This is a genomic window from Rhodococcus sp. Q1 (genome assembly GCF_004153645.1).
GTDB lineage: Bacteria > Actinomycetota > Actinomycetes > Mycobacteriales > Mycobacteriaceae > Rhodococcus > Rhodococcus gordoniae.
This window is the reverse complement of the sequence record NZ_SDMJ01000004.1, coordinates 348,048-371,157: the sequence shown is the minus strand read 5'-3', so window position 1 is coordinate 371,157 and position 23,110 is coordinate 348,048. Positions and strand designations below refer to the sequence as shown.

20 protein-coding genes are annotated in these 23,110 nt (G+C 68.3%); 8 read left to right on the top strand and 12 right to left on the bottom strand.

Going from position 1 to position 23,110, the window contains the following annotated elements:
• Window positions 1-78: 78 nt before the first annotated feature.
• Entirely contained in the window at window positions 79-1,629 is a 1,551-nt protein-coding gene (locus EQ874_RS14030; protein ID WP_129977149.1) for an AAA family ATPase, read from the top strand.
• Window positions 1,630-1,698: 69 nt separating this feature from the next.
• Here the strand turns inward: EQ874_RS14030 and EQ874_RS14025 are convergent, their stop codons facing one another.
• On the bottom strand, window positions 1,699-2,592 hold the full coding sequence (locus EQ874_RS14025) for a universal stress protein (RefSeq protein ID WP_064064583.1): 894 nt from the start codon (window positions 2,590-2,592) through the stop codon (window positions 1,699-1,701).
• 148 nt (window positions 2,593-2,740) lie between these two features.
• On the bottom strand, window positions 2,741-4,273 hold the full coding sequence (locus EQ874_RS14020; RefSeq protein ID WP_064064582.1) for a CYTH and CHAD domain-containing protein: 1,533 nt from the start codon (window positions 4,271-4,273) through the stop codon (window positions 2,741-2,743).
• 166 nt (window positions 4,274-4,439) lie between these two features.
• Here EQ874_RS14020 and EQ874_RS14015 point away from each other — a divergent pair, with 166 nt between their 5' ends.
• Entirely contained in the window at window positions 4,440-4,985 is a 546-nt protein-coding gene (locus EQ874_RS14015) for a flavodoxin domain-containing protein (RefSeq protein ID WP_129977148.1), read from the top strand.
• Between the two features lie 4 nt (window positions 4,986-4,989).
• On the opposite strand, the gene EQ874_RS14010 is transcribed toward EQ874_RS14015, so the two are convergent.
• Window positions 4,990-5,496, bottom strand: a complete 507-nt coding sequence (locus EQ874_RS14010) for an SRPBCC family protein (protein ID WP_064064581.1) — start codon at window positions 5,494-5,496, stop codon at window positions 4,990-4,992.
• Between the two features lie 28 nt (window positions 5,497-5,524).
• Window positions 5,525-6,445: a pseudouridine synthase gene (locus EQ874_RS14005; protein WP_129977147.1), complete on the bottom strand. Its 921-nt coding sequence runs from the start codon at window positions 6,443-6,445 to the stop codon at window positions 5,525-5,527.
• A 191-nt stretch (window positions 6,446-6,636) separates the two neighbouring features.
• On the opposite strand from EQ874_RS14005, the gene EQ874_RS14000 reads away from it, so the two are divergent.
• Together EQ874_RS14000 and EQ874_RS13995 are read left to right on the top strand one after the other, a co-directional pair.
• On the top strand, window positions 6,637-7,632 hold the full coding sequence (locus tag EQ874_RS14000; protein ID WP_242496764.1) for an alpha/beta hydrolase family protein: 996 nt from the start codon (window positions 6,637-6,639) through the stop codon (window positions 7,630-7,632).
• Complete coding sequence (locus tag EQ874_RS13995; protein WP_129977146.1) at window positions 7,622-8,488, top strand: oxidoreductase; 867 nt, start codon at window positions 7,622-7,624, stop codon at window positions 8,486-8,488. Before EQ874_RS14000 ends, EQ874_RS13995 begins: the two co-directional genes overlap by 11 nt.
• A gap of 36 nt (window positions 8,489-8,524) precedes the next feature.
• Here the strand turns inward: EQ874_RS13995 and EQ874_RS13990 are convergent, their stop codons facing one another.
• Window positions 8,525-8,959: a GNAT family N-acetyltransferase gene (locus EQ874_RS13990; protein ID WP_129977145.1), complete on the bottom strand. Its 435-nt coding sequence runs from the start codon at window positions 8,957-8,959 to the stop codon at window positions 8,525-8,527.
• A 50-nt stretch (window positions 8,960-9,009) separates the two neighbouring features.
• On the bottom strand, window positions 9,010-10,191 hold the full coding sequence (locus tag EQ874_RS13985) for a sigma-70 family RNA polymerase sigma factor (protein ID WP_242496763.1): 1,182 nt from the start codon (window positions 10,189-10,191) through the stop codon (window positions 9,010-9,012).
• 210 nt (window positions 10,192-10,401) lie between these two features.
• Here EQ874_RS13985 and EQ874_RS13980 point away from each other — a divergent pair, with 210 nt between their 5' ends.
• The gene (locus tag EQ874_RS13980) at window positions 10,402-11,289 is read left to right on the top strand and encodes an oxidoreductase (RefSeq protein ID WP_129977143.1); all 888 of its coding nucleotides are present in this window, start codon (window positions 10,402-10,404) and stop codon (window positions 11,287-11,289) included.
• A 21-nt stretch (window positions 11,290-11,310) separates the two neighbouring features.
• Here EQ874_RS13980 and EQ874_RS13975 read toward each other — a convergent pair whose 3' ends face one another.
• From EQ874_RS13975 to EQ874_RS13965, 3 genes are all read right to left on the bottom strand, one after another.
• Complete coding sequence (locus EQ874_RS13975) at window positions 11,311-13,611, bottom strand: DEAD/DEAH box helicase (protein WP_129977142.1); 2,301 nt, start codon at window positions 13,609-13,611, stop codon at window positions 11,311-11,313.
• Between the two features lie 161 nt (window positions 13,612-13,772).
• Entirely contained in the window at window positions 13,773-14,195 is a 423-nt protein-coding gene (locus EQ874_RS13970; protein WP_129977141.1) for an organic hydroperoxide resistance protein, read from the bottom strand.
• On the bottom strand, window positions 14,192-14,656 hold the full coding sequence (locus EQ874_RS13965) for a MarR family winged helix-turn-helix transcriptional regulator (protein ID WP_129977140.1): 465 nt from the start codon (window positions 14,654-14,656) through the stop codon (window positions 14,192-14,194). The genes EQ874_RS13970 and EQ874_RS13965 overlap by 4 nt, the downstream gene beginning before the upstream one ends.
• A gap of 149 nt (window positions 14,657-14,805) precedes the next feature.
• Here EQ874_RS13965 and EQ874_RS13960 point away from each other — a divergent pair, with 149 nt between their 5' ends.
• The gene (locus tag EQ874_RS13960; RefSeq protein WP_129977139.1) at window positions 14,806-17,229 is read left to right on the top strand and encodes an ATP-dependent Clp protease ATP-binding subunit; all 2,424 of its coding nucleotides are present in this window, start codon (window positions 14,806-14,808) and stop codon (window positions 17,227-17,229) included.
• A 73-nt stretch (window positions 17,230-17,302) separates the two neighbouring features.
• On the opposite strand, the gene EQ874_RS13955 is transcribed toward EQ874_RS13960, so the two are convergent.
• Together EQ874_RS13955 and treS are read right to left on the bottom strand one after the other, a co-directional pair.
• Window positions 17,303-18,694, bottom strand: coding sequence for a hypothetical protein (locus tag EQ874_RS13955; RefSeq protein WP_129977138.1), 1,392 nt, complete (start codon window positions 18,692-18,694; stop codon window positions 17,303-17,305).
• Window positions 18,694-20,517 (bottom strand): maltose alpha-D-glucosyltransferase, encoded by a 1,824-nt coding sequence (gene treS, locus EQ874_RS13950; protein WP_129977137.1) that lies wholly within the window; start codon window positions 20,515-20,517, stop codon window positions 18,694-18,696. Before treS ends, EQ874_RS13955 begins: the two co-directional genes overlap by 1 nt.
• A 125-nt stretch (window positions 20,518-20,642) precedes the next feature.
• On the opposite strand from treS, the gene EQ874_RS13945 reads away from it, so the two are divergent.
• A complete protein-coding gene (locus tag EQ874_RS13945) occupies window positions 20,643-21,827 on the top strand; it encodes an acyl-CoA dehydrogenase family protein (protein ID WP_207213545.1) in 1,185 nt (394 codons plus the stop codon).
• 184 nt (window positions 21,828-22,011) lie between these two features.
• Window positions 22,012-22,638, top strand: coding sequence for a GAF and ANTAR domain-containing protein (locus tag EQ874_RS13940; RefSeq protein ID WP_016934134.1), 627 nt, complete (start codon window positions 22,012-22,014; stop codon window positions 22,636-22,638).
• Between the two features lie 5 nt (window positions 22,639-22,643).
• On the opposite strand, the gene EQ874_RS13935 is transcribed toward EQ874_RS13940, so the two are convergent.
• On the bottom strand, window positions 22,644-23,105 hold the full coding sequence (locus tag EQ874_RS13935; RefSeq protein WP_129977136.1) for a PPOX class F420-dependent oxidoreductase: 462 nt from the start codon (window positions 23,103-23,105) through the stop codon (window positions 22,644-22,646).
• Between the last annotated feature and the right edge of the window lie 5 nt (window positions 23,106-23,110).

Sequence of the window (23,110 nt, the reverse complement as noted above, 5' to 3'; positions counted from 1 at the left end):
TGTCGTGGCCGTTTCGTTCGGGCGATCCGGACGATCGCAGAGACTTCGCAGATGCACCGGTGGAGTGCCTGAACGACAATGTGGTGGACGAGAGGGCTCGGTGGACCCGCCGACGGCAGGGAGGACGCAGTGACCGCAGGTACCGGACCGGACGGTGGCGAACATGCAGGGCTCGTCGAGTACGCGGGGCTGCGGGAGACGCACTCGTCGGTGGTGTTCTTCGTCGGCGATCGCGTGCACAAGATGAAGAAGCCGCTCGACCTGGGCTTCCTCGACAACCGCACGCGGGAGGCCCGCGAGCGGATCTGTCACCGCGAAGTGGAACTCAACCGCCGTCTCGCGCCCGACGTCTACCTGGGGGTCGCGGACGTCTACGGCCCGGACGGGCAGCCGTGCGAGCACCTCGTCGAAATGGTGCGGCTCCCGGACGACCGGCGCCTGGCCGCGGCGGTCCGGCGGGGGGAGGACGTGTCGTCGGTGATCGACGAAGTGGCCCGGCAGGTCGCGGCGCTGCACGCTTCCTCGCCGCACAGCCCCGGCATCGACCGGTGTGCCTCCGCGGATTTCGTCGCCGAGTTGTGGGATCTCAGTCTCGACCATCTCGGTGGGCTGGAGGTGGGAGCGGATCGCGCCGACTCGTCGGCACGGATACGCGAGTCCGTGCATCGTTATCTCGCGGGCCGGACGGCCCTGTTCGACGAACGCATCGCGGCGGGCCGGGCCGTGGACGGACACGGCGATCTGCTCGCCGACGACATCTTCTGCCTCGACGACGGCCCGCGCATCATCGACTGCCTCGAGTTCGACGACGAACTGCGCTACGGAGACGCGGTTCTCGATCTGGCCTTCCTTGCAATGGATCTCGAACGTCTGGGCGCCGAGGCCGCGGCACGGCGGCTGCTGGAGCAGTACGCCGAGGTCTCGGGTGATCGGCCGCCGCCGTCGCTCGTGCACCACTACATCGCCTATCGAGCGCTGGTGCGAGCGAAGGTGACCGCCCTCCGCTACGAGCAGGGTGATACGGGGGCGCGGGAGACGGCCGCAGGCTTCCTCGACCTGCTCGAGTGCCATCTCGACCGCGGACGTCTTCGTATGGTGCTCGTGGGGGGTGTCTCCGCGACCGGTAAGACGACGCTCGCGCGCACGGCCGGCGCGTATCTCGGCGCGGAGGTGGTGCGCAGCGACGTCGTCCGCAAGGAACTGGTGGGGCTGCGGCCCACCGACCGGACCGGCGACGGAACGGACACCGGCCTGTACGCGCCGGCGCATTCGGAGGCGACCTACCGGGAGATGCTCCGCCGCGCCGGGACCGCGCTCACCCGCGGACGATCCGTCGTGCTGGACGCGACCTGGTTGTCGTCCGCGCAGCGCGACGCGGCCCGCAGGGTGGCCGACGACGCGGCAGTGGATGTGATCGAGATCGAATGTCGTGCGGACGAAGGAATCCTTCTGCAGCGGATGGCATCCCGAGCTCAGCGCGGCGACGATGCCTCCGATGCGACTCCCGCCGTGCTCGAACGGCAACTCCGGCGGAGGGACCCGTGGCCGGAGGCGTTCCGGATCGACACGGGCGTCGAGACCGTCGACGAGACGCGACTGGAGAGCATGCTCGGTCCGGCGCCCTGGTGATCGCGTCGATCGAACGGGGAACGGGGACCGCTTCCGTCGAAGCGATCCCCGTTCCCCGGAGGAGCCGGTCTAGGACGTGCGCGCGATGAGCACCGGGCACGGGGCCTTGTGCAGCAGGTTCTGACTCGTGGATCCGAGCAGTGCGGCGCGGAACTGGCCACGACCGTGGCTTCCGACCGCGACGAGCTGGGCGTCGTCGAGGTGCGCGAGCAGGACCTTCGTCGCCGGGCCCCGGTCGATCACGCGGTCGACGGTGACCTCGGGGTGACGGTCGCTCCATCCGGCGAGGGTCTCGGCGAGAACCGCGGTCTCCGAGGTCTCCACTGCATCCCAGTCGACCAGCGCGGCGGTGGCGCCGACGCCGAGAGCGGCATCACCGATCCACGAGTGCACGGCACGGAGGGGGACGTTCAGGGCCGAAGCGAGGTCGAACGCGTGAGTGACTGCGGCCGAGGACAATTCGCTTCCGTCCACGCCGACGACGATCGGCCGCGAATCGGGCAGCGGTGCGTCGGTGTCGCCGCGCCACACCACCACCGGACACGGTGCATGGTTCGCGACACGCAGGACGGTGGAGCCGAGCAGGAAGTTCTCCAGTGCGCCCGCGCCGGTGGCGCCCATGACCACCAGACGGGCATCCTCGGCGGCTTCGAGGAGCGACTTGGCTGCGGGGCCGGGGCCGATGAAGCTACCGATCTCGAGATCGGGGTGATCGGCGCGGACGCGCTCGGCGGCGTCGGCGAGGAGCTTCTTGCCGTCCTCCTCGAGCTGCTGGATCATCTGCGACTGCACCAGCACCGCGGCCTCGCTGTAGAAGATGCCCTCCGGGGGCATCGAGTGCACGAGGTGGAGGGGTGCTCCGATACGCGACGCGACGGCGCCGGCCCATCGCGCTGCCGCTACAGCCGTTTCGGAGCCGTCCACGCCTGCGACGACTGCCTTGCCGGTGCTCGGTGTGCTCATCGATGTCTCCTTCTCGTTGCGGCGCCCGGCTTCCCGTGTGCCGGTCGGCTCGAGGTCACGTTACCGCCACGAGGCGGTGGTGACCCGCTGTCGACGGTCTTCATGATCCCCGATCGGACAGGACCGGACCAGGGCCTTCGGACCTCGGTCAGCTCCACAACCGGCGGGCCGATCGGTGGGCCTTCCTCCAGCCCTCGTCCAGGTGCGCGGCCTGTGCGTCGCCGATCTCGCTCTCGATGCGGAACAGGATCCCGAGCCCGAAGCTGGTCTCGGCGGTGTGGCCCTGCTCGGAGAGCATGTGCAGGAGGTGTTCCCGGGCCACCACGGAGTCCTGGAATTCGCCGAGCAGATCCTGGAAGGTGTCGAACCGGTCGAGGATCCGCCCGGAGCGCTTCGGATGCAGCGGCGCGATCACCTCGATGGCGTACCGCATCCGTTTGGCCCCCTTGCGGGCCCGGTGCATCAACTCGTCGCGTTCGGCCGTGCTCTCGGCATCTCCCACCTCGGCGACGCGACGCGACACCTTGTCCGAGAGCGATTCGATCGCATGCAGCAGTTCCTTCCGCGCGACCTTCGGTCGTGCACCCACCGCTTCGGTCGCGGGGGCGAGGTCGTCGATCGCCGAGTCGAGTCGGGCGAGCAACGCGACGTACCGGTCGGAACGGAGGGTGTCGACGGCCTCGAGGCGTGCAGCCTCGGATGCGGCCGAGAAGTACTCGTCGATACGGGCACGCGTCGCTTCCCGGTGCGACTCGACCGGGATGTCGGCGACGCGATCCGCGAGTCGTTCCCATTGGACCTCGAGATCGCGCGACGGGCTGAGACGTCTTCCGAGCCAACGCAGTTCGTCGACAAGGTCGTCGTCCACGGCGATCTCGCCGGAGTAGGTCTGCAGTGCGCTGCGCAGGCGCCGTGCGGCCTTGCGCATGCTGTGCACCGAATCGGGAGCGTCGCGACGCACCGCGAGGTCCGACAACTCCAGAGTGTGCAGTTCGGCTGCGAGATAGTCGCGAACGGGGAGCAGGCCCTTCGCGATCCGCGGTCGGGTGGGGATCAGATCACCGAGCACACGGTGCAGTTTCGAGGGGCTTTCCGAGCGGGTGATCCCGGCCGCCGCGAAGCGCTTCTCGAGCGCCGAGAGGAAGCGGCCGATGGTCTTCTCGTCGAACGAGGAGTTCCATTCGACCTCGATCTCCCGCCAGCGGATCTCGGACCCGTCGGCCCGGCGTACGGCGTCCACCTCGTCGACGACCACCTCCGCGAGGAGGTCGCCGTCGGGAGAGCGGAGACGGTGCCGATGCCGTTGCGTGACCAGCAGGGCGGCCAGGCTCAGCGGCGCACCGCGAAGGAGCCCGCGCAGCAGCGACGACAGGTCGGCGGGGATGTCCTCGGCCGAGTCGTCGCCGAGGGGGAAGTGCAGTTCGGTGCGGGTGTCGACACCGGACGGGAGCTTGAGATGCCATCCTGCGTCGTCGCCGCCCTCACGCCTGCGGAGCGTGATCTTCGAGCGCAGCAGGTTCAGGTCGGCAGTGTCGTAGTACTGGGCCGACAGTTCGAATCGGTCGACGTCGATCGCATCGACCGACGGCAACCCCGCCAGGTCGGGGAGCGGCTGGTCGCCGGTGGCGGAGTACTTGCGTTCGGCCTCCTCCGCGGCGGCCGGGGACGGTGTGCTGGGCATCCATCTGCTCCTTCTCGGTACGCGTCGCCTTCCACCTTGCCATGCGGTCCGGTATGCGGTGATTCGTCCGGCTGTGATCTGCCGATACCGGGCAAAGAGCACTTCGGCCCTGGTCAAGGCTCGGTTCCGGGGTGATCATGGTTCGACGCGGGTCCGGAGGGTAGTGATGAAGGTTCTTGTTTCGGTGGCCAGTCGGCACGGTTCGACCGCGGAGATCGCGACCGCACTCGCCGCGTCGATGCGCCACCGCGGCGCACAGGTCGACGTGAACGCGCCCGAGCACGTCGACGATCTCGGCGCGTACGACGTCGTGGTGCTCGGCAGTGCCGTCTATCGCGGTCGCTGGCTGCGCAGCGCACGGGAGTTCGCCGAGCGGTATGCGTCCGAGTTGCGCGAGCGCGACGTCTATCTCTTCTCGTCGGGCCCGGTCGCTTCGGGCGGGCGACGGGTCGACACGTCGTACGACGCGTGCGCCGTCGCCGAACGCGTCGGGGCCTGCGAGCATCGCACCTTCCCGGGAAAGCTGGATCCGGCGGTGCTCGGCACCGGCGAACGGATGGTCGTCAGGATGTTCGGCGCCCCCTCCGGTGATTTCCGGGACTGGGATGCGATCGGAGCGTGGGGTGCGCGGATCGTCGCGCGGACGGCCGGCCGGGGACACGATCTCGACCGGGTCGGATCGGCTCCCGCGCAGCGTGGGGCGCGACGCTAGGGGATCAGTCCGAATCGCCCCGGTAGTGCGAACTCAGTTCGGCGGCGCGGTCCCAGATCGACCAGTCGACCGGGCGTCCCGCCAACTGGGCCTCGACCACTTCGAACCCGGCGTGCCAGCCTGCGCCGTGCGCGAGGGCGTCCTCTTCGTCGTCGGTGGTGTGGGTGAGGGTGAGCCAGCACCCGCCGGAGCCGTCGGGAGTGATCTCCCAGTGCAGAACATCGGCGTCCCAAAGGTATTCCAGGATCCGTCCGGTGCGCACCGTGAGGACGCTGCCCGTGGTGGTGTGTCCTTCCGGGAGTCCGAAACGCCGGGTCTGTTCCTGTGTGGATCGGAATTCGAGTGCCGCTCCGGGCGTGAGTTCGAATTCGACGTCGGCAGGGAACCAGGCGCGGAGGTGCTGGGGATCGGTGAGAACGCTCCACACCTTCTCGGGGGTGTAGGGGAACGAGCGTTGGAACCGAAGAGCGACCCTCCCGTCGTAGGTACGCGAGATGATGCCGATATCCATGGGAACCTCCAAGACGAGAACTCGCCGGTCAGCGGGGTCCTGGCGTGCTGTTACCCCATGCTGCCAGGTTTCGTCGGCTTACGAAGCGGGTCGACCGACCTGTGATGGGATCGTGGAACGACACCGATCGCGCCAGTAGCTGCAGTGGATTCGAATAGTCTTGTGCCCCAACCTCGTACACCTCCGGATAGAGGTTGTCTCCGAGAATGGGGATTCCCAGCGAGTTCATGTGGACACGGAGTTGGTGCGTCCTGCCGGTGCGGGGACGCAAAAGGTAACGGGCACGGTCGCCGGCCGTGGCCACGACGTCGATCCGCGTCACCGCGTCGACAGGACCCTCGACCTCGCGTGCCTGCAGGACGCCGCGCTCCTTGACGATGCGGCTGCGTACGTGGAGGGGGAAGTCGAGATGCGGTGCGGCCGGAGCGATCGCTTCGTACTCCTTCTCCACGAGACGCCGGTCGAACAGGGTCTGGTACGCGCGTCGCGCCTCGCGCCGGACGGTGAACACCAGTACGCCCGCTGTGAGCCGGTCGAGCCGATGAGCGGGGGACAATTCGGGAAGATCCAGTTCCGTGCGCAGCCGCACCAGGGCCGTCTCCGTCACCCACGAGCCGCGAGGTGTGGTCGCCAGGAAGTGCGGCTTGTCGACCACGAGCAGGTTCTCGTCCCGATGGAGGATGTCGATCTCGAACGGGACGCGCGGCTGGACCGGAGGATCACGGTAGAGATACACGAATTCGCGTGGGGTGTACGGCGTGGAGAACGTGATCGGAGTTCCGTCCTGTACGACCACTTCGCCGCCTTCGATCTTCTCCGCAATTCGTGTCGTATCGCTCGGGAAGCGCGTCGCCAGGAACTCCGCTATGGTCTCCCAGCTGGCATTTTCCGGCAGTCGCAGGCGGGTGGGGTTCAAGCCGTCGCGAACGGGGAGGGGAGCGTCGGGCACGGATCGTCAGGTTAGTCGCACCGCGGGATTCCCGGTGCCGACGCTGTGTCGGCAACGTGCCGAAACCGCGTCGATAACACGGCCGGGCTTTCCACGATAACGATTGTGTGCAAGCCTGCTTAAGGTTTCTGCACCGTCGATACCCTGGGACGGAAGTGAAGAATGTTACTGGAGTGCAAGGGGAGCTTGTTGTGACGATTTCGGCGAAGACCGGAACACGTCGGCGGGGGGGACGCGCTCTCGTTCGGCTACTGGTGGCAGCGGTGGTACTTCCACTGGCCCTCGTGTTCACGGGAGTCGGGGCCGGGACGGCCTCGGCCGACCCGTACACCCGGTTCCACGAGGACATGGTCGCGGCACCGGGCGGTGTAGGCGCGATCAAGGTGCGCATCTGGCGAGCGAACAACGGCAGCAACAAGGCCGTCTATCTGCTCGACGGACTGCGTGCCACCGACGACATGAGCGGCTGGGAACACGAGACCAACGCGGCGTGGCTCGCCGACCACGGTGTCAACGTGATCATGCCGGTCGGTGGGCAGTCGAGCTTCTATGCCGACTGGTACGCGCCGAGCAATTTCAACGGTCAGCCCTACACGTACAAGTGGGAGTCCTTCCTGACCCAGAACCTGCCGGACCATCTCGCGAACGTCTACGGCATCGACCGCGGCAACAACGCGGTGGTCGGCCTGTCGATGGGCGGCAACGCGGCGCTGATCCTGGCCGCCTACCACCGCAACCAGTTCACCTTCGCCGGTTCGTTGTCGGGTTACCTCAACCTCTCGGCACCGGGGATGCGCGAAGCCATCCGTGTGGCGATGCTCGACGCCGGCGGATACAACTCCGACGCGATGTGGGGACCGCCGTGGGATTCGGCGTGGCTGCGTCACGACCCGTTCGTCGCGGCGCCGAACCTGCGCGGTCTGCCGATGTGGATCTCCGCGGCGAGCGGTCTGCCCGGCCAGTACGACCGGCCGGGTTCGCTCGTGGGCAGCTTCAACACGACCAACGCCATGGGGCTCGAAGCGCTCGCCCTCACGCAGAACCGTGCCTTCCAGGTGCGCCTGCTGACCTTGGGCATCGACACCGCACACTTCTCGTTCCCGGTCCTGGGCACCCACTCGTGGGGATACTGGCAGGACGAGCTGTGGGCGATGCTCCCGATGCTCAAGTCCTCGATTGGCGCCTGACGCTTCCACATCGCTGGTCGGCCGCACCGTCGTCGTGACGGGGGCCACCAGCGGTGTGGGTGAAGCGACGGCCCGGGCGCTCGGGGCTGCCGGAGCCACGGTTGTGATCGCCGGCCGCAACGTCGACCGTGGCAAGCGCATCGCCGAGGAGATCGGGCCCCGGGCCGAGACGATGTCGCTCGATCTCGCCGATCTCTCGGCGATCCGCGCCTTCGCGGACGCCTTCGCCGATCGGCGAATCGACGTCCTGGTCAACAACGCCGGGGTGATGGCGGTTCCGCTCGGCCGCACCGTCGATGGGTTCGAGATGCAGATGGGAACCAACCATCTCGGACACTTCGCCCTCACCGGACTGCTGTTGCCACGCATCACCGGTCGCGTCGTCACGGTGTCGAGCGCCGCTCATCTGCTCGGACACGTCGATCTCGACGACCTGAACTGGGAACGGCGCCCGTACAACCGTGCCGCCGGGTACGCGCAGTCGAAGCTCGCGAACCTGCTGTTCGGTCTCGAACTGGAACGCCGCCTCGCTGCGGCCCGCTCGCCTCTGCGTGCGGTCGCGGCCCACCCCGGCTACGCGGCGACGGAAGTGGGCAGCCACACGGGGACGTGGTTCGACCGGCTGTTCGGCTTCGGCAAGAGGGTCCTGCAGCGCACGCCGGACCAGGGGGCCGAATCGGTCGTGCTCGCCGCCTCCGATCCGGCTGTCTCGGGTGGTTACATCGGTCCGCGCTTCCTGCTGTACGGATCCCCCGGTGTCGCCGCCGTGGGGCGTCGTGCCCGCGACCGGGAGACCGCGACGCGTCTGTGGGAGCTGTCGGAGAAGCTCACCGGAGTGCACTTCGAGATCGGCTGATGACCGTCTTCGACGCAGGCTGATGCGCGTCCCCGGTCACGCGGTCCGGCGCATCGGCACGTGGTCGATCCCGGCCTCGATGTAGTTCGGTCCGGTGCGCACGAATCCGAATCGGGCGTACCAGTTCTCCAGGTACGCCTGCGCCGAGATCTCGACCACCGCCGGACAGGTCGCGAGCGCCGCCTCGATCAGGTCGGCGGCGAGCCCGCGTCCGCGTGCGTGCCGGGCGGTGGCGACTCGCCCGATGTGGGCGATGTCCCCGTCGTCGTGCAGCACGCGCAGGGTTGCGAGCACTTCGTCTCCGTCCTGCGTCCAGAACAACTCGGTGGCCGGGTCGAGATCGCGCCCGTCGAGTTCCGGTTCGCAGGTGATGCCCTGCTCGAAGACGAACACGTCGGTGCGCAGCGCGACGATCCGGTACAGACTCTCGGGGTCGGTCTTCCGCAACGGTGAATGGTGAATGGACGGCACGTCTCGATGGTAGGGGCGGGGGTTCACCGTCCCGTCGTGAACTCTGTGCGTCACCCGCCGCCGCGCGGAGGGAAGGTCGGCAGCGTCGGCATCTCCCGCGGCGTGGTGGGTGCACCCGAGGTGGTGGGACGACCCGTCGCGGTGCCCGGTGCGTCGCTCTCCTCGGTGTCCCGGTGCTGACGCTCCTCTTCCGGCTCGGCCTCGCGACCGGGACCTCCGCGCCTGGTGAAACCGCTACCGGTCGATGTCGCCGTCGTAGTGGAGGCAGCGGTGGATGCCACAGTGGGTTCGGTGAGCGGGGCCGCAGTGGTGGTCGCCACCGGTGCCTCGATCACCGCTTCCTCCGTCGTCGTCTCCGGAGCCTCGGGCGTCGTGGTGGTCTCGGTCGCGGTGTCGGCCGTGGTCGTGGCGACCGCGGATCCCGCGTCGAGCGTCGATCCGGTGGCGGGGCGCAGAACCTGCCGGTCGACGGGCTCGGCCTGCGGGAACGCGAACAACGCACCCACACCCAGAGCGGCGAACAACGCCACCGATGCCGCGACGACGGGGAGGGTGCGCTTCGCGCGACGATCACGACGCGGAAAGCCTTCACGGTCCACCGGTTCGAGCCGCCGGCCGAGATCGAGCAGTTCCGCCTCCGAAGGTTGCACCGCCAGGACTCGTCCCCGCAAGTGGGCGGGCAGCGGAGCGAAGGGGAGAAGGGAGAAGGTTCCGAGCGCATTCGGTACGCGGGGCACCGCCCGGTCGACGAAGTCCTGCGCATGGGCGAGGACACGCCCGTCGCCCGCAGACCCGAGCATCGCCACGATCTCGTGAGACGAGAAGTGGTGCCGCACCGCGAGATCGACCACCTCGCGGGCGGTGCCGCCGAGCAGATGGACGGCCTCGCGGACCTCGAGCACCTCGGGTCCGGCCTGGTAGGCGGGATCGGTGGCGGGGAGATATTCGAGTGCGGATCCGGTCCGGTTCAGTACCCGGAGACACTCGGCCCGGACCACGGCGTGGAGCCAGGCGCGGAGGAGTCCGGGATCGCGCAGCGACCGGATACGTGCGGCCGCCGTCCAGACGGAGTCGTACACCACGTCCGATGCGGACGACACGGGGACGAAACCGCACGCGTATGCGTACAGACCGGGGGCGAAACGGTCGTAGACCGCTGCCGTGGCATCCGGCGCTCCGTTCCGCAACGCTGCGGCGAGCTCACGATCCGGACGTCCGGGGTGGTGCCCCATCGATGGAACCTTCCTGTCGTGCATACGCCCCCGCGCGCGTGCGACCGTACGTTCCGGGGCAGTCTACGAGCAGGTGCGGGCGACGGCGAGGGTGCAATCCATCGGGACCACCGTGCGGGACCCGGGGGCATTGCCGCGGGACGCGGGGGGGCATCGCCGCGGGACGCGGGGGACTGTCGCGGCGCGACACGCGTCCGTAGGGTGGCGGGCATGGGGTGGACGACGAACGATATTCCGGATCTGTCGGGACGCACGATGATCGTGACCGGAGCCAACAGCGGTCTCGGTGCGGAGACCGCCCGGGCACTCGCGCGGGCCGGAGCCGAGGTGGTGCTCGCCTGCCGCGACGTCGCCAAGGGCGAGGCGGTCGCGGCCGGACTCGGCGACCGCGCCCGGGTCCGTCGTCTGGACCTGGCGGATCTGGCATCGGTACGTGCATTCGCCGAGGCGGTGCGGGCCGAGTACGAGCGCATCGACGTCCTGGTCGACAATGCCGGTGTCATGGCGGTGCCGTTGCGGCGGACGGCCGACGGCTTCGAGATGCAGATCGGGACCAACCACTTCGGCCACTTCGCGCTCACCGGGCTGTTGATCGATCGCATCACCGACCGGGTCGTGACGGTCAGCAGCGCGATGCACCGCATCGGCAGCATCGATCTCGACGACATCGACTGGGAACGCCGCCGGTACGAGCGGTGGCTCGCCTACGGGCAGTCGAAGCTGGCGAATCTGCTGTTCGCATACGAGCTGCAGCGGCGTCTCACCGCAGCCGGATCGAATGTGAGATCGATTGCCGCGCATCCGGGTTACTCGTCGACGAATCTGCAGTACCGCAGCGAGTCCTGGCACGGGAAGATCGTCGAACTCGTCACTCCGATCATCGGGCAGTCCCCGCAACAGGGCGCGCTCCCGAGCCTCTACGCGGCGACCGCACCGGACGCGGAGCCGGGCGGCTATTACGGGCCCGACGCCTTCTTCGAGATGCGCGGCCATCCGAAGCGGGTGCAGTCCAGCTCGCGTTCCCGCGACGAGATCCTGGCCCGGAAACTGTGGGAGCTGTCGGAGCGGCTGTGTTCCGTCGAGTACTCGATGCCCTGAGCTCAGGGGAGGCCCCGGCCGTCAGGTCAGGGTGAAGGAGACCGGCGGCAGTTCGTCCCGCCGGCACAGTCCGGTCTGGTCCACGAGGTCGAGGGTCCTCAGATATCGGCGGACCAGATCGCCCGCCGACAGTCCGGCATCCGACGCGGTGCGCAGGGCAGCGGCGAGTCCGTCCCCGCGCGCCCAGCGGTGGATCGCGGCGACGGCGATCGGATCCGGATCCGGCCCCACTTCCAGTCCGAGTCGTTCCTCGCGTCCGGCGAGTTCGCTCCACAACCGCGAGGTGGCGCGCAGCGCCTCGTCGATCGCCGGGGTCGTACGGCCGGGGACACCGACGGTGCGGCGCCGGGTCTCGCCCAGAGCGCTGGAGGCGACGGCGGCGAGTTCGGCGGGTGTCAGTCCCGACCAGGCTCCGGTGCGGACACACTCGGCGACGAGAAGTTCGTTCGTGCAGTAGATCCGGCCCAGCCGGCGACCGTCGTCGGTGACGTAGGCCGACCCGCCCACCGGATCCCGGAGCAGATAGCCCCGATCCTCGAGCAGATCCAGTGTGCGATCGAAGGTGTCGGCGAGACGGCCGGTGACCGTCTCGATCTGCGATCGCATTCGTTCGGTGTCGCCGTGCACCGCGGCGCGCCGGGCGGAGAGGGTGAGGAGACGGTCCTTGTCGCCGCGCCGGTGCGCCGGATGTGAGCGCACCGCCCGTGCGAGCGAGGCGACGAGGTCGGCCGAGCCGGATCGTCGCGCCTCGGCGAGCCGCTCGCTCAGATGCCGGTACTCCGTGAAGCCTTCGACGTCGCCGAGTTCGGTGTCGAGATCGCGGAGCGTGGTCGTGTTCGCGCGGACAGCGTCGGTGAGTGCTGCGACGGACCGCTCGGCCTGGAACTGGGCGAACGAGCGTCGCAGGAACTCCCGCGCACCGGGGACGCCGCGACCGGCGACCAGGTTGATCGCGGTGGTGTATCCCACACGCAGCGAACTGTGCAGCGGATAGGAGCGTGCGCCGGCGAGACCGGCGACCGTCGCGGGGTCGGCTTCGGGACTCCACAGCACCACGGCGTGCCCTTCGACGTCGATACCGCGACGACCGGCACGGCCGGTGAGCTGCGTGTACTCGCCGGGGGAGAGGCGCACCTGGCCGTCGGCGGTGGGTTTGACGAGACGTTCGAGGACGACGGTGCGCGCCGGCATGTTCACTCCCACGGCGAGGGTCTCGGTGGCGAACACGACCCGCACGAGACCGCGGGCGAACAGTTCCTCGACGGTGTGCCGGAAGGCGGGGATCAAACCGGCGTGGTGCGCGGCGAAGCCACGTTCGAGACCTTCGAGCCACCCGGTGTGACCGACCGCGTCGAGGTCGGCGGGTGGCAGGGCCGCGGTGTGCCGGTCGGCGACCGCGCGGATCTCGGCGGTGTCGGCGGCCTCGGTGAGACGGACCGACGATTCGAGGCATTCGGTGACGGCGTCGTCACAACCGTTGCGGCTGAACCGGAACCAGATGGCCGGCAGCAATTGTTCGGCCTCGAGCCGGGCGACGGTACCGGGCAGGTCGCCGCCGGCCGGTCCGGGTGCTCCGCGTGCCCGTCGCCGTCGCCGTCCTCTGCCGGTCGCAGGGCCGGGCGCGGCTTCGACGAGCCGGCGGTGGGCGATGTACCGCTCGAGGGTCTCGTCGACGGTGCCGCCGGGCGACAGCAGGTCGAACAGGCGTCCGCCGGCGAGCATGTGCTGGGTGAGCGGTACGGGGCGGGTCTCCTCCACGACGACGGCCAGGTCGCCGCGGATGCCGCGCAGCCAGCCACCGAATTCCTCGGCGTTGCTCACCGTGGCCGACAGGCTCGTCAGCCGGACGTCGTCGGCGAGCGAGAGGATTGCTTCCTCCCAGACCGCGCCGCGCTCACGATCGGCGAGATAGTGCACCTCGTCCATGACGACGTGGGTGAGACCGTGCAGAAGTGGGGAGCCGCCGTGCAGCATGCTGCGCAGCACTTCGGTGGTCATGACGACCACGGGCGCGTGGGGGTCCAGCGAGATGTCGCCGGTGAGCAGACCGACCCGGTCGTCGCCGAAACGGCGCGACAGGTCGAGATACTTCTGGTTGCTCAGCGCCTTGATGGGGGTGGTGTAGAAACAGCGACCGCCCGCTGCGAGCGCGAGGCGAGCGGCGAATTCGCCGACGACGGTCTTGCCCGCCCCGGTGGGAGCGCACACCAGCACGTCGCGGGCGTCTTCGAGGGCGTGGCAGGCCTCGAGCTGGAAGTCGTCGAGGGGGAAATCGAGTTCGGCCGCGAACGTCGTGAGCTGCGACCGGTCCTGCGTGCGCACGTCTCCACGCTACGGGTCGGCGTGGACACGTGCGCCGCGCAGGGGCGCGTCACTCGCCCGTCACCCTCGGCGGTGACTCAGTCGCCCGTCACCCTCGGGGGTGACTCAGTCGTCCGTCACCCTCGGGGGTGACTCAGTCGTCCGTCACCCTCGGGGGTGACTCAGTCGTCCGTCACCTCGAGGGTGACGTCGATGTTGCCGCGGGTCGCGTTGGAGTACGGGCATACCTGATGGGCTTTCTCGGTGAGCTCGAGCGCCTTCTCGCGGGAGAGGTTCGGCAGGGTCACCTCGAGGGTGACGGCGAGACCGAATCCGCCGGCGTCGGTCGGGCCGATGCCGACGCGGGCGCCGACGGCCGAATCGCTGACGTCCGCCTTCTCCTGCCGGGCGATCATCTGCAACGCCGAATGGAAGCACGCGGCGTAGCCGGCGGCGAAGAGCTGTTCGGGGTTGGTTCCCTTCCCGCTGCCACCCATCTCGGTGGGCAGGGCGAGGTCGACGTCGAGCTTGCCGTCGCTGGTGCGGGCGTGGCCGTCGCGGCCTGCCCCGGTGGCGAGTGCTTCGGCGGTGTAGACGATGTTCACGATGTCCTGCCTTTCTTCGAGAGTGCGCCGGGTGCTTCCTGCAACGCGGCGGTCAGGCGGTGGAGCGTCTCGCGCAGCGCGACCAGTTCGTCGACGTCGAACCGGCTGTCCCGCGTCACGCAGCCGGGGATGTCCGCGGCCTCTGTCCGGAGTGCATCCCCCGCTTCGGTGAGATGGACGACGACACGACGTTCGTCGGTCTGCTGCCGGCGTCGTTCGACGTATCCGGCGGCCTCGAGCCGCTTGAGCAGGGGGGACAGTGTGCCGGTGTCGAGATCGAGCGAGTCGCACAGATCCTGCACGCCTCGCGCATCGCGTTCCCACAGTGCCAGGAGTACGAGGTATTGCGGGTAGGTGATGCCCAGCCGGTCGAGATGTGGCCGGTAGGCGGCCGTGACGGTGCGGGACGCGCGGTAGAGCGCGAAGCACACCTGCTGGTCGAGTTCGAGGGGAGACGACACGAGATGAATGTAGTGCACCGTTATGTTGTGCACAATATTGATGGCCCCAACCGGATGTGTGATCCAGATCATTCACGCATGGGAATTGCACGGCAGCCGGGCACGTTAGTTGAGTGAGAATGGCTCAAGTTCGACAGAAAGGCTTCGGAATGCCGGCATTCTTCGGACCTGGTGGCCCCGGCCGAATCGACATCACGCGTTTCATGAGCCGCGGCACCCAGGACCTCCTCGCCCACGCGGCGCGTTACGCCACCGACCGTGGTGACGCGGAACTCGACGTGCTGCACCTCCTCCGCGCGATGGCGGAGCAGGATCCGTCCCGCACGGTCATGACCCGCGCCGGGGCCGACCCCGCCGACGTCGCTGCGGCCGTCGACCAGCGGCTGCCGCAGAGCCGCCCCGGTGAGGCCGTCTCCGCACCCGCACTGACCGGTGCCGTGAAGACCGCACTCCTCGAAGCGCACCAGCTCTCGCGTGCGCTCGGCTCCACCTACATCGACCCCGAGCACCTGTTCTTCACGCTCGCGGCCGACCAGACCCGTGCTCCCGGACGCCTGCTGGCGTCGCTGGGCGTGACACCGCAGGCGTTGCAGACCGCGCTGCAGCCCGTCCCCACGGCTCCCGTCGCCGAGGAGACGTCCACGCCGACGCTCGACAAGTTCGGCGTCGACCTCACCGAACGGGCCCGGGGCGGCGGCATCGACCCCGTCATCGGCCGCGCCGACGAGATCGAGCAGACGATCGAGATCCTCGCCCGGCGTACCAAGAACAACCCGGTGCTCGTCGGTGAAGCCGGTGTCGGCAAGACGGCCATCGTCGAAGGGCTCGCCCAGCGCATCGTCGACGGCGCCGTCCCGGAGGTCCTGCAGGACAAGCGCATCGTCCAGCTCGACCTGACCGCGATGGTCGCCGGAACCCGCTACCGCGGCGACTTCGAGGAACGCCTCACCACGGCGCTCGACGAGATCGTCGCCCAGCAGGGCAGGCTCATCGTCTTCATCGACGAGATCCACACCGTCGTCGGTGCGGGCGCCGGCAACGAGGGCGCGATGGACGCGGCGAACATCCTCAAGCCGAAGCTCGCCCGCGGTGAACTGCACGTCGTCGGTGCGACCACCCTCGACGAGTACCGCAAGCACATCGAGAAGGATCCGGCACTCGAACGTCGTTTCCAGCCGGTCACGGTCGACGAGCCCGCACGCGACGACGCCGTCGCGATCCTGAAGGGTCTCGCCGATCGGTACGCCGAGTTCCACAAGGTCCGGTATACCGACGAAGCGCTCGAAGCGGCCGTCGACCTGTCGATGCGGTACCTGCCCGACCGGCACCTGCCGGACAAGGCGATCGACCTCGTCGACCAGGCCGGTGCACGACTGCGCCTGCGGACCCCCCGCACGGATGTGACCGAACTGCGTTCGCGGCTGGGCGAACTCGAAGCGGAGAAGGACCGGGCCGTCGAAGCCGAGCAGTACGAGGAGGCCTCGCGCATCCGCGACGAGATCCTCCGTCTCCAGGCACGGATCGACAGCGGCGACGGAACCGGCGAGGAAACTCCCACCGTCGATCCGGAACTGATCGCCGAGATCGTCTCGCGGGCCACCGGTGTCCCGGCCTCGCAGATGACCCGCGCGGAGAAGGAGAGGCTGCGCACTCTCGAGGACGAGCTGCACAAGCGCGTCGTCGGGCAGGACGAAGCCGTGCACGCCGTGGCACGCGCCGTGCGGCGCAGCCGCTCCGGCATGAGCGACCCGCGTCGTCCGGTGGGCAGCTTCCTGTTCCTCGGTCCCACCGGCGTCGGCAAGACCGAGCTCGCGAAGGCGCTCGCCGAGGTCCTCTTCGGCGACGAGCGCACCATGCTGCGCATCGACATGAGCGAGTTCGGCGAACGCCACACCGTGAGCCGTCTCGTCGGTGCCCCTCCCGGTTACGTCGGCTACGGCGAGGCCGGGCAGCTCACCGAACAGGTGCGTCGCCACCCCTATTCGGTGGTGCTGCTCGACGAGATCGAGAAGGCGCACCCGGACGTGTTCAACACGTTGCTGCAGGTCCTCGACGACGGTCGCCTCACCGACGGTGAGGGACGCACGGTGGACTTCACCAACACCGTCGTCATCATGACCAGCAACCTCGGTTCGGACATCATCTCGAGTCGCGGTGGCGCGCTCGGCTTCACCACCGGCGACGCCGAGGCGGCCGAGAAGCCGTTGCGCGACCGGGTCATGGGACGGCTGCGCGAATCGATGCGGCCGGAGTTCCTCAACCGCATCGACGAGATCGTGATGTTCCGCAAGCTCGACGACGACCAGCTGCATCGGATCACCGAGCTGTTGCTCGCCGACAGCCGGAAGCGTCTGCAGAGCAAGGGGATCGATCTCGAGTTCACTTCCGACGCGGTGGCGTGGATCGCCCGCAACGGTCACCAGCCCGAGTTCGGTGCCCGCCCGTTGCGCCGCTCGATCTCCCGGGTGGTCGACGATCGCATCGCCGACATGCTGCTCGACGACGCACTCGCCGAGGGCAACCGGGTCACGGCGGACGTCGTCGACGACGAACTGCTGCTCCAGGTGAGCTGACCTGCGGGACGAGGAAGGGGAGAGATGCCACGGCATCTCTCCCCTTCCTGCATTCCCGGCGTTCGGGCGGCGGTCAGCCGGTGGTGAGGCGACGGATCGCCTCGAGCGGCAGGTGCAACCACGAGGGACGGTGCCGCGCCTCGTAGACCACTTCGTAGACCGCCTTGTCGAGCTCGTACCCGCGCAACAGGACGTCGGCGTCCCGCGGATCCGTTCCCGAGGCGGCCGCGTAACCGTCGCAGAAGGCGGCGCAATTGCGTTCGGCCCATTCCCGTGCCCGGAACTCCCGCTGCGACTCCACCGCCGTGCCCTGTTCGGATTCGCGGACCGAATGATGCGCGGCGTAATCGAACGACCGCAGCATCCCCGCCACGTCCCGGAACGGGCTGTCGGGCTTGCGGCGCTCCTCGAGGGACTTCGCCGGCTCCCCTTCGAAGTCGATGAGCAGCCAGCGCTCGGGGGTGCGCAACACCTGACCGAGGTGCAGGTCGCCGTGGATGCGGTGCACCGGAATCTGCCCCAGCGCCGCGACCTCCTCGAATCGTGCGCGGATCGCCTCGGTGAGGTCGGCGAGCTCGGGGACCTCGGCCGTCGCACCCTCGAGCCGGTGGAGCATGCCCTCGGCCAGTTCGGAGGCGGCGCGCTCGTCGGTGCCGAGCGCGGAGCCGAGGTGGGCGTGCACATCCGCGACCGCCGCACCGATGCGGTGGGATTCGCCGGCGAAGTCGGTGCCCACCTCGTCGGCACGCAGGTCCCCTTCGATGAGCAGATCCCGGACGCTGCCGAGCGCCATCGACCAGCCGTCTGCCGAATTCGCCGCGAAGTCCTGCACCATCGCCAGCGTGGTGCGGACCCCGTCGACCTCCGCGTCGATCCACGCCCGGATCGGTGCGATCGACCGGCAACCGTCCTCGCCCAGTGCGAGCGGCAGCTCGACGTCCGGGTTGATACCGAGCGTCACGCGCCGGAACATCTTGAGCAGCAACTTCTCTCCGAGGACCACGGAGGTGTTGGACTGTTCCGCGCTCAGCGCGCGGCCCCGCAGTCCCTGTTCGATGACCGAACCCGGCACGTTGTGGAGATCCACCGGACCGGCGGGGGTGCCGCTCGCCAGACTGCGGGAGTACCGGTCGAGGATCTCCTGATCGCGAAGGCCGTCGTAGACGTGCAGGCCGTGGTCGTGGGAGTCGTCGGGACCGACCACGCTCCACGACTGCAGTTCCTCGGGGAGATGGGAACGGAAACCCAGCGGCACCTGGTAGATCTGGTCCGCCGTCGACTCGAACGAGACCTTCACGAGCAGATGGTCGGCCCCGAAACCGGGTTCCTCGACGAGCGGATGGCGCAGGACGACGCTGATCCCGGTGATGGTGTGACCCTTGGCCGCGAACCATCGCTGGTGTGGCATCCACTCGCGCAGGTCCTCGACGAGCCGCTCGTCCGGATAGAGTTCGGTGTTGGTCATCACGGTTGTACCGCCGCTTCCGCTTCGCTGCTCACCGGGTGCTCGCCCGGCCCCTCCTTCGACGGATCGGGCTGCAGGGCGAACCAGAAGAATCCGTGACCGGGCAGGGTGATCATGTAACCCTCCTCCGTGATCGGCGGGAACGGAACGGAACCGGTCAACTCCACCGGGATCCACCCGGCGAAGCGCGACAGGTCCAGCACGACCGCCTGGGGATAACGCGACAAGTTGTTCACGCACAGGATGACGTCGCTGTAATTGCGTTCCGGGCTCGGCGACATCTCGCGCAGATAGGACAGGATCGCGGGGTTGGCGCTGCCGAGTTCGGTGAACGAGGCCTTGCCGAAGGCCGGATGCTGCTTGCGGACCTGGATCATCCGCCGCGTCCAGTGCAGCAGAGAGTTCGTCGAATTCATCTGCGATTCGACGTTCACCGCCTGGTATCCGTAAGTGGGATCCATGATGACCGGCAGATACAGCCGCGCCGGGTCGGCGCGCGAGAATCCGGCATTGCGGTCGGGAGTCCACTGCATCGGGGTCCGCACCGCGTCGCGGTCGCCGAGCCAGATGTTGTCGCCCATGCCGATCTCGTCGCCGTAGTACAGGACGGGGGAGCCGGGCAGGCTCAGCAGCAGAGCGGTGAAGAGTTCGAGCTGGTTCCGGTCGTTCTCGAGCAACGGGGCCAGACGACGGCGGATCCCGATGTTGGCGCGCATCCGCGGATCGGTGACGTACTCGGCGTACATGTAGTCGCGTTCTTCGTCCGTCACCATCTCGAGGGTCAGCTCGTCGTGGTTGCGGAGGAAGATGCCCCACTGGGCGGTCTTCGGGATCGGCGGGGTCTGGGCGAGGATCTCGGAGATCGGGAAACGATTCTGCCGCCGCACCGCCATGAAGATGCGCGGCATCAGCGGGAAATGGAAGGCCATGTGGCACTCGTCGCCGATCTCGGGTTCGCCGAAGTACTCGACGACGTCGGTGGGCCACTGGTTCGCCTCGGCGAGCATCACCCGACCGGGATACTCGGCGTCGATCACCGAGCGGCACTTCTTCAGGAAGGCGTGCGTCTCGGGGAGGTTCTCGCAGTTGGTCCCTTCCCGTTCGAAGAGATAGGGGACCGCGTCGAGCCGGAACCCGTCGATGCCGAGATCGAGCCAGAAACGCAGGACGTCGAGCATCGCGTCCTGCACCTCGGGGTTGTCGTAGTTCAGGTCGGGTTGATGCGAGAAGAACCGGTGCCAGTAGTACTGCTTGCGCACCGGATCCCACGTCCAGTTGGACGTCTCGGTGTCGACGAAGATGATGCGGGCTTCCTGGTACCGGTCGTCGACGTCCGACCATACGTAGAAGTCGCCGTACGGCCCGTCGGGGTCGCTCCGCGATTCCTGGAACCATGCGTGCGTGTCGGAGGTGTGGTTCATGACGAGGTCGGTGATGACGCGGATGCCGCGCTTGTGCGCCTCGTCGAGGAAGAGCACGAAATCTTCGACCGTGCCGAATTCCGGTAGCACAGCACGGAAGTCGCGGATGTCGTAACCGCCGTCCCGGAGCGGCGAATCGTAGAAGGGCGGCAGCCAGATGCAGTCGGCACCGAGCCACGCGATGTAGTCGAGCTTTTCGGTCAGGCCCCGCAGGTCGCCGGTGCCGTCGTTGTTCGAGTCGTTGAAAGCGCGGGCGAGGACCTCGTAGAAGACCGCGGTCTTGAACCAGTCCGGGTCGACGGGCAGGCTGCGCGCGTGGGCGAAGTCCTCGGCCCGGCTCTCGACGAGATGACCGTCTTCGGTGTGTTCGTATTCCGGCACTCGGTCGGAAGGATCCGGCATGGCACCTCCGTGCTCGTCGCGTCGCAGGATGGACTCGCCCCAGAATGCCCCGGCGGGCGGGTTTCCACACCCGGAGCGGACGGAACGCTCTGTGGGTGGACGTGTGTGCCGATACATTGGCGGGCATGACTGGGAACCGGCCCCGAGGACGGGTGGCCGAGCTGTGCACCCGCATGCGTTCGTTCATCGACGACGAGGTGATTCCTCTCGAACCGGTCCTGAGCCGACACGACGACACGGCCGCCGAGGCCCTCACCGGCCTGAAGGCCGGGGCGAAGGAGCTGGGGTTGTGGGCTCTGGGGCATCCCGCGGAGATGGGCGGTGGCGGGGTTTCCTTCCTCGACTTCGTCTACCTCAACGAGATCATCGGCCGCTCCGAGTACGGACAACTCGCGGTCGGGTCGGTGTCCATGCAGGACGCACTGATGATCCAGCGACACGGCACCGCCGAACAACGCGAGCGCTGGATCCCGGGTCTCGTCTCCGGCGACATCCTGCCCTCCGTCGGCATGACCGAGCCCGAAGTGGCGGGTTCCGACCCGGTACTCGTGCAGACCACCGCGCGGCTCGAGAACGGTGAATGGGTGATCGACGGGCACAAGTGGTTCACCACCGGTGCCGCGCAGGCCGGGTACTGCACGGTCTTCGCCCGGACCGAACCCGAGTCGACGCCGCTGCACCGCAGTATCAGCGCGATCATCGTGCCCATCGACACGCCCGGACTCGAGATCGTCCGTGCGATCCCCACGATGGGGCACGACCCGAGCGATCACTACGAGGTGCGGTACACCGGTGTGCGGGTTCCCGAGGAGAGCGTGCTCGGCGAACGCGGCAACGGTTTCGTCGTCGCGCAGGACCGGCTCGGGCCGGGGCGCATCTTCCACTGCATGCGCTGGCTCGGTCAGGCGCAACGAGCCTTCGAACTCATGTGTGCCCGCGCCGACGCCCGTTTCGCCCACGGGTCGCTGCTCGCCGAGAAAGGTGAGATCCAGCGCTACATCGCCGAATCCGCCGCCGACATCCAGGCGGCCAGGCTGATGACCCTGGACGCCGCGCGGGTCATGGACTCGGGAGAGGACGCCCGCGTCCGGATCGGGCTCGCCAAGTTCCGCGGCGCGCAGATGCTGCACGATGTGGTCGACCGTGCGATCCAGGTGCACGGGGCGCTCGGCCTCACCGCCGACACCCCGCTCGAAGGGATGTACCGCCGGGCGCGCTACGCCCGCATCTACGACGGCCCCGACGAGGTGCACCGGATGTCCACGGCACGACGGATCCTGCGCGAGCCGGAACGGGTGCCGTGGCGGTAGGCCTTCCGGACGCGTCCGGTGGGTGAGGGGGCGACGTACCTCTCGTGCTAGGGACTTTCGGCGTTCCGACGCGTCGATGCAAGTATGTGGCGTGGCATTGGGGGAGACCGGCAACGCAGAGCGGACGAACGGAGATTCGTCCGAAGGGCGATTGCGTTGTCGGATAGACGATGTGGCGCGCAGAATGCGAATCGAATGTGCCTGTCTCGACGACACCCTGCGCGTGATCACCGCGGCGGCCGTCGACCTGATCCCGGGTGCCGAGCAGGCCGGCATAGCGTTGCGTACGTCCGGTCTCCGCTTCGATTCCCGTGCTGCGACCGGGCTGTTCCCGAGGCGAATCGACGCACTGCAGCAGGAATCGGGCGAGGGACCCTGCGTGGAGTCGATGCGGGAGCGGGCAACGGTGCTCGTACCCGACATGCGACGCGAGAGGCGTTGGCCTGCTTTCTCTTCCGAATCATCGGCCGTCGGTGTCGGATCAGTGCTGGTGCTGTGCCTGTACACCGACGACGTCCACGGTGCCCTGCACGTGCACAGTTCTCGTGAGGGAGCGTTCGACGCTCGCAGCATCGATGTGGGCACGAGCCTGGCGACCCACGCAGCGCTCGCGGTGATCGCCTCCCGCCGGGAGGATCAGTTGCGCACCGCTCTCGCGTCACGCGATGTCATCGGCCAGGCCAAGGGCATGCTCATGGAGCGTTTCGCGGTGGACGCCGACAATGCCTTCGCCTTGCTCCGGAAGCTCTCCCAGGAACGCAACGTGCCCCTGCGCAGGATCGCGGGGCACGTGGTCGACGCGGGGCGGTGAACTGCCTACGGCAGCTCGGGTGGGAACCCTCCCGTGGCCACCGGACCCCAGCGGGCCGGGGTGATCCGGATCAGCGACTTGCCCTGATCGCGCATCGCCTGCCGGTACTCGTCCCAGTCCGAATGCTCACCGGCGATGTTGCGGAAGTACTCGACGAACGGTTCGACGTCGTCCCGGGCGTCGATCACCTCCGCGGTTCCGTCGATCTGTACCCACGCGTCGTTCCAGTCGTCCGACAGCACGACGACGCCGACCTCGGGACGGATACGGGCGTTGCGGGTCTTGGCACGCTGCGGGTAGGTCGCGATCACGATGCGTCCGCTGTCGTCGACGCCACCGGTGACGGGGGAAGCCTGCGGAGTGCCGTCGTCGCGCTGCGTCATCAGGATCATCCGGTGCCGGGGCCGGACGAAATCCAGCAACTCCCGGATTCCGACCGGGGTGTTCGTGGCGATCTTGCGAGCCATGCACG